The sequence below is a fragment of the Serratia sp. SA088 genome (genome assembly GCF_049065515.1).
GTDB classification, from domain to species: domain Bacteria; phylum Pseudomonadota; class Gammaproteobacteria; order Enterobacterales; family Enterobacteriaceae; genus Serratia; species Serratia nematodiphila.
In genome coordinates this window covers 77,508-91,366 of sequence record NZ_JBAKGW010000009.1, presented here as the reverse complement: position 1 = coordinate 91,366, position 13,859 = coordinate 77,508, and the positions used below count along the sequence as shown (strand labels likewise).

11 protein-coding genes are annotated in these 13,859 nt (G+C 59.7%); 6 read left to right on the top strand and 5 right to left on the bottom strand.

Annotated features, from left to right (window positions below; all coding sequences use genetic code 11):
• Window positions 1–246: 246 nt before the first annotated feature.
• Window positions 247–1,467: a CynX/NimT family MFS transporter gene (locus ACOWVD_RS20800; RefSeq protein ID WP_049240067.1), complete on the top strand. Its 1,221-nt coding sequence runs from the start codon at window positions 247–249 to the stop codon at window positions 1,465–1,467.
• A gap of 182 nt (window positions 1,468–1,649) precedes the next feature.
• Here ACOWVD_RS20800 and ACOWVD_RS20795 read toward each other — a convergent pair whose 3' ends face one another.
• Both ACOWVD_RS20795 and ACOWVD_RS20790 read right to left on the bottom strand, forming a co-directional pair.
• Window positions 1,650–1,760, bottom strand: coding sequence for a YmiA family putative membrane protein (locus ACOWVD_RS20795; RefSeq protein ID WP_405050898.1), 111 nt, complete (start codon window positions 1,758–1,760; stop codon window positions 1,650–1,652).
• A gap of 391 nt (window positions 1,761–2,151) precedes the next feature.
• Complete coding sequence (locus ACOWVD_RS20790; RefSeq protein WP_049240104.1) at window positions 2,152–3,804, bottom strand: multidrug ABC transporter permease/ATP-binding protein; 1,653 nt, start codon at window positions 3,802–3,804, stop codon at window positions 2,152–2,154.
• Between the two features lie 178 nt (window positions 3,805–3,982).
• Between ACOWVD_RS20790 and ACOWVD_RS20785 the strand changes: the two genes are divergently transcribed.
• The 3 genes from ACOWVD_RS20785 (at window position 3,983) to lldD (ending at window position 7,992) form a co-directional block, all read left to right on the top strand.
• The gene (locus ACOWVD_RS20785) at window positions 3,983–4,903 is read left to right on the top strand and encodes a LysR family transcriptional regulator (RefSeq protein WP_049240068.1); all 921 of its coding nucleotides are present in this window, start codon (window positions 3,983–3,985) and stop codon (window positions 4,901–4,903) included.
• A gap of 323 nt (window positions 4,904–5,226) precedes the next feature.
• Entirely contained in the window at window positions 5,227–6,810 is a 1,584-nt protein-coding gene (locus ACOWVD_RS20780; protein WP_406889052.1) for an L-lactate permease, read from the top strand.
• 42 nt (window positions 6,811–6,852) lie between these two features.
• Window positions 6,853–7,992 carry an FMN-dependent L-lactate dehydrogenase LldD gene (gene lldD / locus ACOWVD_RS20775; protein WP_033632193.1) on the top strand — a complete coding sequence of 380 codons (1,140 nt, stop codon included), beginning with the start codon at window positions 6,853–6,855 and terminating at the stop codon, window positions 7,990–7,992.
• Between the two features lies 1 nt (window position 7,993).
• Here lldD and ACOWVD_RS20770 read toward each other — a convergent pair whose 3' ends face one another.
• Both ACOWVD_RS20770 and ACOWVD_RS20765 read right to left on the bottom strand, forming a co-directional pair.
• Window positions 7,994–8,803 carry a MoaF C-terminal domain-containing protein gene (locus ACOWVD_RS20770; RefSeq protein WP_049240070.1) on the bottom strand — a complete coding sequence of 270 codons (810 nt, stop codon included), beginning with the start codon at window positions 8,801–8,803 and terminating at the stop codon, window positions 7,994–7,996.
• A 36-nt stretch (window positions 8,804–8,839) separates the two neighbouring features.
• Window positions 8,840–10,105 (bottom strand): MFS transporter, encoded by a 1,266-nt coding sequence (locus ACOWVD_RS20765; protein ID WP_049240071.1) that lies wholly within the window; start codon window positions 10,103–10,105, stop codon window positions 8,840–8,842.
• A gap of 669 nt (window positions 10,106–10,774) precedes the next feature.
• Here ACOWVD_RS20765 and ACOWVD_RS20760 point away from each other — a divergent pair.
• The gene (locus ACOWVD_RS20760; protein WP_049240072.1) at window positions 10,775–11,692 is read left to right on the top strand and encodes a TIGR03571 family LLM class oxidoreductase; all 918 of its coding nucleotides are present in this window, start codon (window positions 10,775–10,777) and stop codon (window positions 11,690–11,692) included.
• 158 nt (window positions 11,693–11,850) lie between these two features.
• Window positions 11,851–12,282 carry a VOC family protein gene (locus tag ACOWVD_RS20755; RefSeq protein WP_164095820.1) on the top strand — a complete coding sequence of 144 codons (432 nt, stop codon included), beginning with the start codon at window positions 11,851–11,853 and terminating at the stop codon, window positions 12,280–12,282.
• Between the two features lie 6 nt (window positions 12,283–12,288).
• On the opposite strand, the gene ACOWVD_RS20750 is transcribed toward ACOWVD_RS20755, so the two are convergent.
• Window positions 12,289–13,833 carry a BCCT family transporter gene (locus ACOWVD_RS20750; protein ID WP_031300606.1) on the bottom strand — a complete coding sequence of 515 codons (1,545 nt, stop codon included), beginning with the start codon at window positions 13,831–13,833 and terminating at the stop codon, window positions 12,289–12,291.
• Between the last annotated feature and the right edge of the window lie 26 nt (window positions 13,834–13,859).

Here is a 13,859-nt window from a genome sequence, read left to right as displayed (position 1 = left end):
CGCATGGTGCGCCCCGCGCCATGACTTTTAGTTCACTCAGTGACCAGGATCACATAATGGCAATTATCCGTCGGCCGGCGGGGATTAACCGCCACCATCCCGCCGGGCCGTCCCCTTGTCAGCACGAGACATCTTCCCTACACTGGCGAACGGATACCGTCGATTTTCGGTACGTAAGCGTTAACGTCAATCAACGCATCACGCCATGCAGCACTGATTGACTGCATGCCCTGGTGCGAGGAACCCATGCCGCAACCCGCTTCACCCCCAGCGTCCACCGCGACCCCGCGTCGCCGGTTACACCGCCCTATTCTGCTGATCGTCGGCATTATGCTGATCGCGGCCAATTTGCGCGCCGCCCTGACCAGCGTCGGCCCGCTGCTGGAGCAGATCCAGCAACAGCTGGCGTTGTCCGCCACCGCCGCCGGCCTGATCAATTCGCTGCCGCTGATCCTGTTCGCCATCCTCTCGCCATTGACCCCGGCGCTGGCGAAACGCCTCGGTATCGAGCGCACCCTGGGCCTCGCCCTCGCGCTGCTGATCTGCGGCATCGCCCTGCGCTCCCTGCCGCAAGACGTCATGCTATGGCCGGGCAGCATCCTGATCGGCGCCGCCATCGCCTTCGCCAACGTGGTGCTGCCAACGCTGGTGAAAAGAGATTTCCCACATCGCGCCGCCGCGATGATCGCCGCCTATGCGGCGGTGATGTCGCTGGTTGCCGCCATCGCTTCCGGTTTAGCCGTGCCACTGGCTTCGCTGGCCGACCTTGGCTGGCGGTTCTCCTTGTTATGCTGGGGCTTGCCTGCGCTGTTGGCGCTGCTGGTGTGGTTGCCGCAGCTGCGGCGCTCCGCCACACCCGCCACTAAAGGGCCGCAGCCGACGGATCCGCAACGCTATCGCTCTCCCTGGGGCAGCGCGCTGGGTTGGCAAGTGGCGATGTTCATGGGGCTGCAATCGATCGCCTTCTACACCATCATCGGCTGGTTCAGCGCTTTTGCCGCCAGCCACGGCACCTCCGCTCAGCAGGCGGGTTTCGAACTGTTCGTTTACCAGGTGGTGGCGATCGTCGCCAACTTTGTCATGGTGGTGATTTTGCCGCGGGCGCGCGATCAGCGAGCGATAGCGTTGGGCAGTTCGCTGCTGATCTTCATCGGCGTCGGGGGATTATTGGTGCAACCCGCCAGTTCACTGGTGTGGCTGACGTTTGCCGGGTTGGGGGCGGGGAGTTCGCTGGTGCTGGCGCTGTCGTTCTTTGGATTGCGCAGTCAGCATCATCATCAGGCGACGCTGCTGTCGGGTATGGCGCAATCCGTCGGTTATCTGTTGGCGGCGCTGGGGCCCACCCTATTCGGCCTGCTGCACGATCTGACGGAAGGCTGGCGCTTGCCGTTGATCGCCCTGCTGGGCCTGACCGTCTTGCAAATGCTGTTCGGCGCGCTGGCCGGCCGCAGCCGCGTGATCGGCTAACGCCGCTGGGCGATGGGGTCGCGCCTGCTCAGAGTCGGCATCCTGCCACAATTCTTCAATAAAGGCCCACTGCTCATCGCTAAGCTCCCATGACGGCGGAATTTTGGACTGTGCGCGACGCTCAGCGCCCTCACGGTTTTTAGCCTGCTTTTTGTTCACGAATCGCCTTCCTGCTTAACCTGCTAACTCAGTAACCAGTAAATCACGGCGACGGTTAACAGCCAGAACAGCCCGCTACCGATAAACACACACAGCCATGCTCTACGTTTGATATCCGATCCATCCTTGCTCACCACAGCGCCCTCAACTAATAGATTAAACCATTCAAATAACAATTATTGATCTGTTTTAACGATCGATAAAGTCATTTTTTCCTATGGAAATTTAAAAAATAGCTGATAACCATAGACCTGCATCACCGCCTCAGTAAGAACGGCACCGTGGATATCACTGTTATCGGCAGGCGATAACTTGAATTGATAGGCGAACGAACGTGCAATGTGCCATACCTTGAAAGGTCAAAATTAAACCACTGGTAAATAATTCAACTATCAATTATTTGACTGGTCATAAGCCAAATCGGCAACAGACAGCGCTGAAGGCGGGGGATAAAATGAAGCGACGCACTGGGATCATACGGAGAGAAGCACCGGCCCGCGTTGGTCTCGCTCGGGCCGGCGCGAGTTAACCGATTCTGCTGACGGAATCCCGGCTGGCGTGTTCACGCTCGCTGCCGGTCAGCTCACGTAAATGACCCGAGCGCATCTCAAGCAGCCGATCGGCATGTTCGAAATAGTGATCGTCATGGCTGATGGCAAACACCGTTTTGCCCAGCGCGCGCAGTTCTGGCAACAGCTCGCGATAGAAAATGCGCCGGAATTGCGGATCCTGATCCGCGGCCCATTCATCCAACAGCAAGATATCGCGCTGTTCCGCCACGGCCAGCAGCAAAGCCAGACGCTTGCGCTGCCCCTGCGACAGTTGCGGGTTGGTCACCCTGGCGCCGTCGAACTGCAGCTTGCTTTTCATATTCAACCGCTCGAGCCAGCCGGCGACCAGTTCCGCATCGGGTTCGCCGCCTTCCGGCCCTTGCAAACGATCGAACTGATGAAAATCGGTGAAAATCGCCGAAAACAGCCGACGATAGTCCGGCATATCCGCCGCGCTCTGCGCGACGCCATCCAGAACGATGTGCCCGCTCACCGGCCGGTACAACCCGGTCAACAGCATCGCCAGCGTTGACTTGCCGCTGCCGTTGCCGCCGATCAAAAAGATCAGCTCGCCACGCCGCAGCGTCAGATTAAGCGGCCCGACGGCAAAACCGGGCTGTTGCTCCGTATCGGCATAGTGAAAAACCACGTCGCGCAGCTCCAGCGTCTGCCAGGAACGGCCGACGGCGGCAGGGAACGCCGGTTGGTACTCGGCCAGGCGCAGCGTCTTCAGCTTGTTGAAAGCGACTTCGGCGCTGACCAGCGTCGGAAACGCCCCGACCGCCTGCAGTAATGGCGTGCGCAAGAACAGCAGCGTCAGGGAATACGTGGCGGCCACCGCCGAGTTCGCCCATCCCAGGCTGTTAGCCATAAAGAACACCAGTCCGATCGCCCCCAACATCATGATATTTGACCAGTTGAGCGCACTCAGATGGAAGGTATCGGCGCGAATGATATGGTGGCGGTAAGCTTGCGCATCGGGTTGATAGGTCTGTTCGTACAGCGCCTGCGCTCGCTTGCGGTTTAACGTCAGTTCCTTGCGACCGTCAATCACCGATTCGTAATGATGATAGAGGCGCTCTTCCGACTCGCGCAAACTGGCCATATGGCGATAAACCCGCGAGACCAGGCAACCGCTGCCCACCACGGTGACCGCGACCCACACCGCCGTCACCGCCAGCATTTTCGGTGATAGCCACCCCAGATAGGCCGCCGATCCCAGAGTTAAAATCACCCCTTGCACCAGTTCGGGCAAGCGCACGAAGGCGACGGTGATATTGCGGACATCGCTGGAGAGACTGGCCAACAATGAGGCGCTGCCTAACTGTTCAAGGCGTTCAATATCGGTATCCAGGATGCGCTTCACTAACTGCCCGCGCAGGCGGTAGACGAAGTAATGGCCCAATGTCGTCAGCGCCAATTGCGATCCCAGCGTGACCGCCATCAGCAATGCCAGCAGAGCGAGAAACATCGGCAGCACAGCCAATGCATCGCCGCCGGCGTCCATCAGGTATTGATTGATAAACGCAATGATACCGATACCCAAGCCGGCGCTGGTCATGGTCAATGCCATAACCGCCAGAAATGGCCAACGATACTGGTGATAAACCACCCGTAGCAGTTCCATGAAAAAACCTCTGAAGTCGCGATCTGGCAGGCATTGTAAGCGGCGCGAGAATGAGATCAAGACGAATTCTCATTGCTCGCGCAGCCTCTGAATTCGACGCCAAGGGCATTTTGATGATTGCTTATTGAAACGAGAGACTTACACTGGCGCCACTTGCCGCTGAAGGGAACAGCCGATTATGCTCGCCACTCACGAATACGCCAACGACCTGATTCTGTTTGCCCTGATTGTCGACTGCGGCTCGTTCAGCAAGGCCGCGGAGAGCGCCGGCATCACCAGCTCGGTGGTCAGCAAACGCATCGGGCGGCTGGAAAAATCGCTGGGTGCCCGCCTGCTGTACCGCACCACCCGCAGCCTGACGCTGACCGAAAGCGGCCAGGCGCTCTACCAGCAGGCCAAAGAGATCGGCGCCAAAGTGCAGGAGGCGCTGTACGCCGTCAGCGAAAAGAGCGAAGAGTTGACCGGCACCATCCGTATGTCGGTGCCGACCATTTCGGGCGAGCTGTTGCTGAGCGAAAGCGTGGCGGAATTTTGCGCCCAGCATCCCAGCCTGAAGGTCGAAATGCGGCTGGAAAACCGCTTCGTCGATCTGGTGGAAGAAGGCATCGATCTGGCGATCCGTACCGGCACCATGCCGGATTCCAGCCTGATTGCCCGGCCGATCTTCGATTCCCGCTGGGTGATCGTCTGCTCACCGGGCTACCTGGAAAGCCACCCGGAACCGCGCAGCGCCGACGATCTGCTGAGCCACAACTGCCTGACCTACACCTACCAGGAGAGCGGCACCGCCAACTGGCTGATGAAGCGGCCGGGGCGCAACGACATCTACGAGCTGCAGGTTAACGGCAACCTGTCGGCCAACAATGCGCGGGCGATCCGCAAAGCGGTGATCGGCGGCCACGGCATCGCCATGGTGCCGCGATGCATGGTGTATGAAGATTTGCAGGACGGTAAACTGATGGAGATCCTGGCCGGCCACTGCGGCAAAGTGCTGGGCATTTACGCCGTTTATCCTTACACCCGCAATCTGCCGTTAAAAACCCGTCTGCTGATCGAACATATCATCGGTTCCTACCAAAATATCAGCCATTATTTTTGAGTTCCCTGCTCTGATTATTTCCCTGCGGCCGTAAAAAGACGCGGGGATTACCGCATTTTTGGACATGAACTATTGAACATTACCGCTTAATTAATGTGAACTCACGCATTCATCACACAAAATTACTTCCTATCAAACTGATTTTAAAGCAGTTAATTTAACGCCTCCTGCCGGCCAGTTTCCCACCGCCGGCGCCGTTCGCCGATGTTAAAAAATTACCGCATGGCATCGTCGCCAACGTTGTGATTAGAATGAAAATGTTGCGGTAATTAACCTTTCAGCTACATATCTCTGCCCATAAAAATAATAACCCTGAGGATCTTATGCCCCTGCTTTTCAGTATTGCGCCCATCGTCCTGCTGATTTGGATGATGACCAAAAGGAATGGCGTGCCCTCTTACCTCGCCCTGCCGCTGACGGCCGCCGTGGTGTATGTCGTACAGCTCCTATGGTTCGATGCCTCGCTGCGGCTGCTGCATGCCAATATCATCACCGCGCTGGTGTCGACGCTGACGCCGATCACCATCATTGCCGGCGCCATCCTGCTCAACAAACTGATGCAGGTAAGCGGCGCGGAAAACGTGGTGCGCCGCTGGCTGGAAACCATCAGCCCCAATCCCGTGGCCCAACTGATGATTATCGGCTGGGCGTTCGCCTTTATGATCGAGGGCGCCAGCGGCTTCGGCACCCCGGCCGCCATCGCCGCGCCGATTCTGATCGGGCTGGGCTTCAACCCGCTGCGCGTCGCCCTGCTGACGCTGGTGATGAACTCGGTACCGGTTTCCTTCGGCGCCGTGGGCACCCCTACCTGGTTCGGCTTTGCCAATCTCGGCCTGTCGGACGCCAGCCTGCTGGAGATCGGCCGGCAAACCGCGCTGATCCACTTCGTCGCCGGCTTCGTCATTCCTCTGCTGGCGCTGCGCTTTATCGTTTCCTGGCGGGATATCCGCCGCAACCTGCCGTTTATCCTGCTCAGCGTGCTGAGCTGCACTGTGCCCTATCTGTTGCTGGCCCAGGTGAACTATGAGTTCCCGGCGCTGGTCGGCGGTGCAATCGGCCTGGCGCTCTCGGTGCTGCTGGCGCGCGGCGGAATCGGCCTCGCCCGCGGCGACAAACCGCAGAGCGCCGGGCAGGCGGTGCCGTTCATGCAGGTGGTCAAGGCCATGACCCCGACCCTGCTGCTGATTGCTATTCTGATAGTGACGCGCGTCCACCAGCTGGGCCTCAAAGCGCTGCTCAACAACACCGCGCTGCTGTGGCGGGAAAACCTCGGCTGGCTCGGAGAGCTGCGCATCAGCCGGGCGCTGATCGTCGAACTGCAGCAGGTGCTGGGCACCTCCGCCGCCGCCGGCTACAAAACGCTGTATGTCCCGGCGCTGATCCCGTTCCTGTTGGTGGTGCTGCTGTGCATTCCGTTGTTCCGTCTGAATGGCGGCCAGGTGCGGCAAATGTTCAGCGAAACCGGCGGGCGCATCGCGCGGCCCTTTATCGCCCTGTTCGGCGCGCTGGTGATGGTCAACCTGATGATGCAGGGCGGCGACAACGCGCCGGTGATCCTGATCGGTAAAGCGCTGGCAGCGCTGACCGGCGGCAGCTGGCTGCTGTTCTCGTCGTTCCTCGGCGCGCTGGGCTCGTTCTTCTCCGGCTCCAATACCGTTTCGAACCTGACGTTCGGCGGTATTCAGCAGTCGATCGCCCAGAGCAGCGGCCTCGACGTCAACCTGACGCTGGCCTTGCAGTCCGTCGGCGGCGCCATGGGCAACATGGTGTGCCTGAACAACATTATCGCGGTCTGTTCGATCCTCGGGATCGGCAACGCCGAAGGCAAAATCATCAGAAAGACCGTACTGCCGATGCTGGCGTACGGCGGGATTGCGGCCGGTATGGCGGCGATCCTCACGCTCTGACCGACAACTCGTTATCGCAAGCAAGACAAGAAGGTAAACACTATGATCATCTCAGCGTCAACCGACTACCGGGCCGCCGCCCAGGCCAAACTGCCGCCGTTTCTGTTTCACTACATCGACGGCGGGGCCTACGCGGAGCATACGCTGAAGCGCAATACCGCGGATCTGGCCGATATTGCCTTGCGCCAGCGCGTGCTGCGCAATATGTCCGAACTCAGCCTGGAGACCACGCTGTTCGGCGAGCAGCTGGCGATGCCGGTGGCGCTGGGGCCGGTGGGGCTGACCGGCATGTACGCCCGCCGCGGCGAAGTGCAGGCCGCGCGCGCTGCGGCCAAAAAAGGCATTCCGTTCACGTTGTCCACCGTGTCGGTCTGCCCGATCGAAGAGGTGGCGCCGGCGATCGATCGGCCGATGTGGTTCCAGCTCTACGTGCTGAAAGATCGCGGCTTTATGCGCAACGCGCTGGAGCGCGCCAAGGCCGCCGGCGTGAAAACGCTGGTGTTCACCGTCGACATGCCGGTGCCGGGCGCCCGTTATCGCGACGCCCATTCGGGGATGAGTGGCCCTAACGCCGCCCTGCGCCGCGTGCTGCAGGCGTTTACCCATCCGCAGTGGGCCTGGGATGTCGGCCTGTTCGGCAAGCCGCACGATCTGGGCAACGTCTCGGCCTACCGCGGCAAACCGACCAGCCTGGAAGACTACATCGGCTGGCTGGGCGCCAACTTCGATCCGTCGATTTCCTGGAAAGATCTGGAGTGGATCCGCGAATTCTGGGACGGCCCGATGATCATCAAAGGCATTCTTGATCCGGAAGACGCCAAAGACGCGGTGCGCTTCGGCGCCGACGGCATCATCGTCTCCAACCACGGCGGCCGCCAACTGGACGGCGTGCTGTCGACCGCGCGCGCCATGCCGGCGATCGCCGACGCGGTGAAAGGCGACATCACTCTGCTGGCCGACTCCGGCATCCGCAGCGGCCTGGACGTGGTGCGCATGATCGCGCTGGGCGCCGACAGCGTGCTGCTGGGGCGCGCCTTCGTCTATGCACTGGCGGCGGCCGGCGAAGCCGGGGTGGCTAACTTGCTGGATCTGATCGACAAAGAGATGCGCGTCGCCATGACGCTCACCGGCGCGAAAACCATTGCGGAGATCAACGCCGGATCGCTGGTCAGAAACGCCTGAATCAAAGCGGCTGTACCCCTTCCGGGTAGGCGTTGTAGCTCATCTTGCTGATGAACGCCCCGGCCGGTGACACCAACACCCGGCCGGCGGCGTCCAACCCGAGGAAGGTGCCGGTGCAGCGCCCGGAGACAAAGTCGAAGAAGAACACCGAGCACACCGGGATAATCTTTTCCCGGAAGGTGAACAGGAACATCTCGTCCTCAAACTTGTAGTAAGTGGCGTAGTCCATGTCGCCGTGGCCGAATTGTTCGCCGCGCAGGTTTTGCCAGGCGTAGCGCTCGGTGTTGACGTAGAAGTGTTCGTAATAGTGGTTGGGGCTGTAGACATTCAGCGTGCGATAACCGATCAGCTCGCGGGTCAGATGCGGCGCGACGCCGCCCGGCGTGACGCCGGCAATCTGCCCAACGTGGAAGCTTTGCTTAAGGCGGGATCCCTTTTCCACCGTTTGCTCGGGCAGCAACGTGCTGCGCACCAGCAGCGCCCGGCCGCTGTCGCGGTTGAGCACCAGCGTCAGGCATTCGTTGCCCGGCGTCTGCAGCGGAATATTGAAGAAATAGCGCGCGGCGGAGGTTTGCACCTCTTCGTAAGCGTCCTCGCCGCTCTCCCCGCCCCAGGCCCACAGCACCCGCTGCCGATCGGCGCTGAAACGCAGCGTGATTTCCCCGCCGTCTTCAAAGGCGATCTGCAACGTTTTGCCGCGCCAGTCCTGAGTGCCCGGCAGCCGGTTGGTGTCGATGCCGCGCGCGAAATCGTCGTAATTCTTCCAGTCCGGTTCGGCATTTTGATTCAGTACGGATGGTTCTGCTGACATCTTCGCTCTCCTTGATTGAATGGGATGAAAACCGCCTCAGACATCGGCGACGCCCGCCGGTTTCACCGCTCGGCGGTTCACCACGGCAGGAGCAGTTTCATCGAGAAAACAACTTAGTACGCCGGCGCACACGGCGCCGGCGGCCGCCAGCCACATCACGCTGACCAGCCCGTAGCGATCGGCGATCAGCCCGGCGATAAACGGCGCCAGGCAGCCGCCAATCACCTCGCCAATCCCCATCACCAGCCCCAACGCGGTAGCGATGCGCGCCGGCGACACCGTTTCAGACGGGATGGTGGCCATAAACAGCGTGAAACAGCCAAGGCCGGTATAAGACAGGAACACCAGCACGCCCAGCAGCCACGGGTTATCGACGTAGCTCAAAAACAGCGGGCAGCACACCGCCAGCAGCGAAAAGAAGATCAGCGTCGGCTTGCGGCCGAAGCGATCGGAAATCGCCGGCACCGCCACGCCCCAGAACACCCAGGCGGCGCCGATGGCGCTCATGATGCCGCCCATCGTGCCTTCGCCGAAGCCGCGGTCGGTCACCAAAAAGTTGGGGGTGAAGGTAATGATGATCATGAACCAGGTGACGAACACACAGGAGATCAGAATGCACAGCGCCACGTTCTTGATTTTGAACAGCTCGCCGTAAGCACCTTTGTTCGCCCCCTTGTCGGCCGCCGGCGCGGCGCTGAAATCGGGATCCTTCTTGCCGTTCACATAGCGATAGATCAGCCACGCCAGAATGATGCCCGGCACGGCGGTCAGGTGAAACGCCATGCTCCAGCCCCACTTCTGCGCCAGATAGATGATCAGCGGCGGCGCGATAATACCGCCCAACAATCCCGGCGCCGCGCCCTGGATCAATCCCATGTTGAAACCGCGGCGCTGCGGCTGCGATTTTTCCACCATCAACGACTGTGCGATCGGCAATACCGGCCCTTCGGCGATCCCCATCAACGCCCGGAAGATCAATAGCATGGCAAAGCCGCTGACCAACCCCGACAGCGCGGAGAACAGCGAAAACACCAGGATCGACAGGATCAGCATCGGTTTACGGATATTAAAACGATCGGCTATCGCCCCCAGCCCGGCGCCAGACAGCGCCCAGGTTAACGCCAGCACCGCCGACAGGGTGCCGAGATGCACGTTGCTGAGCTTGAGGTCGGCGGCAATCATCGGAAACAGAAACGAGATGGTCAGACGGTCGACAAACACGCAGCCGAAAACGAAAAATAAAATAATCAGCAACCGGTTCTCTTCACTTAATGCGCTGCGAGGCTCTGGCGATGTATTCATAGCGTCATTTGTCCATAAGTTAACTTATGAATGGCGACCCGCCATGGCATAAGTGTGTTAAGCGCTCGGCCAAGAGAGAAATTGGCCCTCCGTCACGACAACAACTCATTAACATGTTAATGACATAAAATTATCGCAAGCCGGCGGTCTGTCAACCGGCGCTTTCTTAGAGACGAATGAAGTTTTTGTTCGGTACTATTTTAAAATCGCATTATCACAAAAAGATATTTTACCTCTCTGTTTTTACAGACAATAAAATAATAACGGGTATTTTTCTTCGGTTAAAAACGCCTATTCCCACGCCATTTGCGAATAATCTCAACGATCACTCTTCAGGCTTATTAATTTTTTACCCGTATTGAATGAACGCTGGGGAATATTCAGTTTGAACTTTATCTATTGAATCATTTGGTTTTATTTTATTGCCGCACAACAAACTAACTCTTATGAGGGAAAGGCTATTGGCAGGGTTACATAATTTCATCTGGACAATAGCAAAAGCGCAGAGCGTGACGTAAATCACGGCAATCATGCCGTATCCTGCAAGGTAATTATGCTCGCAACAGCAATTATCTATTGCGATTAGGGCTGTTTATCTCAATTAATCGCCATGCAACACTTCGTGCCATCGTTCGACACCGCGCCGCAAGGCCTGAGACGGAGTGACACATGAGCATCGAAAGACTAACCCGGGAGCCGCTTTCCATCGGCATTGAGCTGCCGTTGGACAATGATTGGTCCACCAGCGGGCAGCTGAAACGCCAGCAGGACGGGCGGCCGTTCGGCGTGCCGGACATGAGTGAACACGCTGCGCGCATCAAGCTGGCCGATGAGCTCGGCTTTCGCGCCGCCTGGGTTCGCGACGTGCCGCTGTACGATCCTGACTTCGGCGACGCCGCGCAGGTGTTTGAGACCTTTACCTACCTCGGCTACCTGTCCAGCCTGACGCGTAATATTCTGCTGGGCACCGCTGCCGTGGTGCTGCCGCTGCGCCAGCCTTGGCTGGTGCGCAAAGCGGCTTCCACGCTGCAAACGCTGAGCGGCGATCGTCTGCTGCTCGGCGTCGCCAGCGGCGATCGCCCCGTGGAGTACCCGCTGTTCGGCGCCGATTACGCCGCGCGCGGTGAAAACTTCCGCACCAGCGTCGGCATTCTCAAAGGTGAAGCCGACAGCGCGCTACAGCCCGGATTGCGCCTGCTGCCGGCCACGCCGCCGCCGCCGCTGCTGGTCGCCGGGCTGGCGCAACAAACGCCCGAGTGGGTGGGCAAAAATATGGATGGCTGGCTGTCATATCCCGGCACGCCTGCGGACCACGTTTCGCGAGTCAAACTCTGGCGTAACGTAGCCGGTGACAAGCCCTACGTCAGCTTTATTCATCTCGACCTCACCGATAACGCCGACGCGCCGATTCAGCGCCATCGCTTCGGCATCAAGAGCGGCCGCAATGGATTGATTCAGGAACTGAGCGCCATGCGTGACGCCGGGGTCAACCACATCGGCCTGCATTTCCGCCGCAACCAGCGGCCGCTGAAAGAGACGATGCAGGAGATCGGTCAACTGGTGTTGCCGGAATTCCATCGCGCCTGACGCCCGCTTTAGCCCGCTATTCCGACCTGAGCGGGTCTTTGCCCCGTTACCGGGGCTTTTTTATTTCCGCCGCTGCTAGTTCATAACAACTCAGTCTAATCCCTGCGGCCAAACGGCGGCATGATGACGGGGAAACGAGCCACCATGAGGAATGAGCAATGACGGCAAAACTGACAGAAGCGGGCTTTTGGCGCAAAACCGCCGACTCTTCATCGCTGCGCGAGCCGCGCGTGCTGATCCGGGTCTACGTCGACGAAGGCGAGATTGACCGCGTCATTGCGTTTTACGAGCGGCTGCACGGCGTGGAAGCGGATATGCGTTTCGACTTTCCCGAACATCGGCTGGTGCTGGCGGCGGTGGGGCCGTTTCTGATCCTGGAAGGCTCGGAAGAAAGCCTGCGTCCTTTCCGCAGCACCGTCGGCACGTTGCTGGTCGATGACATTTATCCTTACCACCAGCGGCTGCTGGCCGCCGGGGCCGATATCTTCTTTGGCCCGGTGGAAGTGCCCACCGGCGCCTGTTTCAATGCGCGCCTGCCGGACGGCACGATTATCGAATACGTGCATCACCGGCCGCGCGCGGACGAATAAGCCGCCTCAAGGGAGCGCCGGCGTCATGGCGTAACCGCGCAGATCCTTGCGCAGGCTGACCATGTACAACACGATCACCGCCGAGAACGGCAGGCCGCACAGCACCACCGCGGTCTGCATCGCGCTGAAACTGCCGGCGTACAGCAACCCGGCGCAGATCAACGTGGTGACCGCCGCCCAAAATACCCGCAGCCAGGCCGGCGCGTCATCGTGGGCGGAACCGCCCTGGCAGGAGAGGTTCGCTATCATCAGCGTACCGGAATCAACCGGCGTCAGGAACAGCACGAAACTGATCACCACCACAAAACCGGCGGTCAGCTGGGTATAGGGCAGGTATTCGAACAGCTTGAACACCGCCATCGGCGGATCGCTTTGCGCCACCTGCCCGAGGATCGCCTGCCCGCCTTCCAACACCAGGCTGATGGCGGTATTGCCGAAGATCGACAGCCACGCCAGCGTGAAGCCCAGCGGGATCAGCAACACGCCGAAGATCAATTCACGAATGGTGCGCCCTTTGGAAATGCGCGCGATGAACAGCCCGACAAACGGCGCCCACGCCACCCACCAGGCCCAATAGAACAACGTCCAGGCGCCCTGCCACTGGCGCGCCTTGCCGTACAGATACATATCGAAGCTGCGGCTGACCAGCGAAGTGAGATAATCGCCGAGGTTCTGCAACATGCCGTTGAGCAGATTCAGCGTCGGGCCGGCCAGAAACACGAACAGCAGCAACAGGCACAGGAAGCCGACGTTGATGTTCGACAGCATCGCAATGCCCTTCTCGACGCCGGTGACCGCCGCCAGCGTGGCCACCACCATCATCACCACGATCAGCGCCAGCAGCACGCCGGTGCTTTGCGGAATATCGAACAGATAAAACAGCCCCGAGTTCACCAGCAGCGCGCCGATCCCCAGGTTGGTTACCATCGAAATCACCGTCACCAGAATGCCGAAGCTGTCCACCAGATGGCCGGCGCCGCCGTGGGTGCGCTCGCCGAAGATCGGGTATAACGCAGAGCGCAGCGCCAGCGGCAGGCCGCGGCAATAGGCGAAATAGGCCAGCGCGGTGGCGATCAGCGCATACAGCGCCCAGCCGTGCAGCCCCCAGTGCAAAAAGGTCAGCGCCATCGCCTGCCGCGCCGCCTGCACGGTGCCGCCGCTGCCTTCCGGTGGCGACAAAAAATGATCCAACGGCTCATAGGCGCCGTAGTACACCAGCGCAATGCCGATGCCCGATGAGAACAGCATCGCCACCCACGAGGGATAGCTGAACTGCGGCGGTTCGTCATCCTGGCTGAGGCGAATCTGACCGAAGCGCGACAGCGCCAGCCAGAAGACGAACACCATGCAGGCGACCATCAACAGCATGTAGTACCAACCGAACACGTCGGCGACCCAACTTTGCGCGACGTTCAACCACTGTTTGCTGGCTGCGGGAAACAGCACGACCAGCGATCCCAGCAGCAAGATCACCGCCGCCGAGCCGAAAAATACCGGGACATTCAATCTGACAGGTTCTTCGTCAAGCGATGGAGGAGTTTTTGTTGTCATTGGCAGGCTTCCATGATGCGAAAGAC

Coding starts and splice junctions, on each gene's coding strand:
- ACOWVD_RS20785 (WP_049240068.1), top strand. CDS start 3,983: ATGCTCGCCACTCACGAATACGCCAACGACCTGATTCTGTTTGCCCTG.
- ACOWVD_RS20770 (WP_049240070.1), bottom strand. CDS start 8,803: ATGTCAGCAGAACCATCCGTACTGAATCAAAATGCCGAACCGGACTGG.
- ACOWVD_RS20760 (WP_049240072.1), top strand. CDS start 10,775: ATGAGCATCGAAAGACTAACCCGGGAGCCGCTTTCCATCGGCATTGAG.
- ACOWVD_RS20750 (WP_031300606.1), bottom strand. CDS start 13,833: ATGACAACAAAAACTCCTCCATCGCTTGACGAAGAACCTGTCAGATTG.
- ACOWVD_RS20790 (WP_049240104.1), bottom strand. CDS start 3,804: ATGGAACTGCTACGGGTGGTTTATCACCAGTATCGTTGGCCATTTCTG.
- lldD (WP_033632193.1), top strand. CDS start 6,853: ATGATCATCTCAGCGTCAACCGACTACCGGGCCGCCGCCCAGGCCAAA.
- ACOWVD_RS20755 (WP_164095820.1), top strand. CDS start 11,851: ATGACGGCAAAACTGACAGAAGCGGGCTTTTGGCGCAAAACCGCCGAC.
- ACOWVD_RS20780 (WP_406889052.1), top strand. CDS start 5,227: ATGCCCCTGCTTTTCAGTATTGCGCCCATCGTCCTGCTGATTTGGATG.
- ACOWVD_RS20800 (WP_049240067.1), top strand. CDS start 247: ATGCCGCAACCCGCTTCACCCCCAGCGTCCACCGCGACCCCGCGTCGC.
- ACOWVD_RS20765 (WP_049240071.1), bottom strand. CDS start 10,105: ATGAATACATCGCCAGAGCCTCGCAGCGCATTAAGTGAAGAGAACCGG.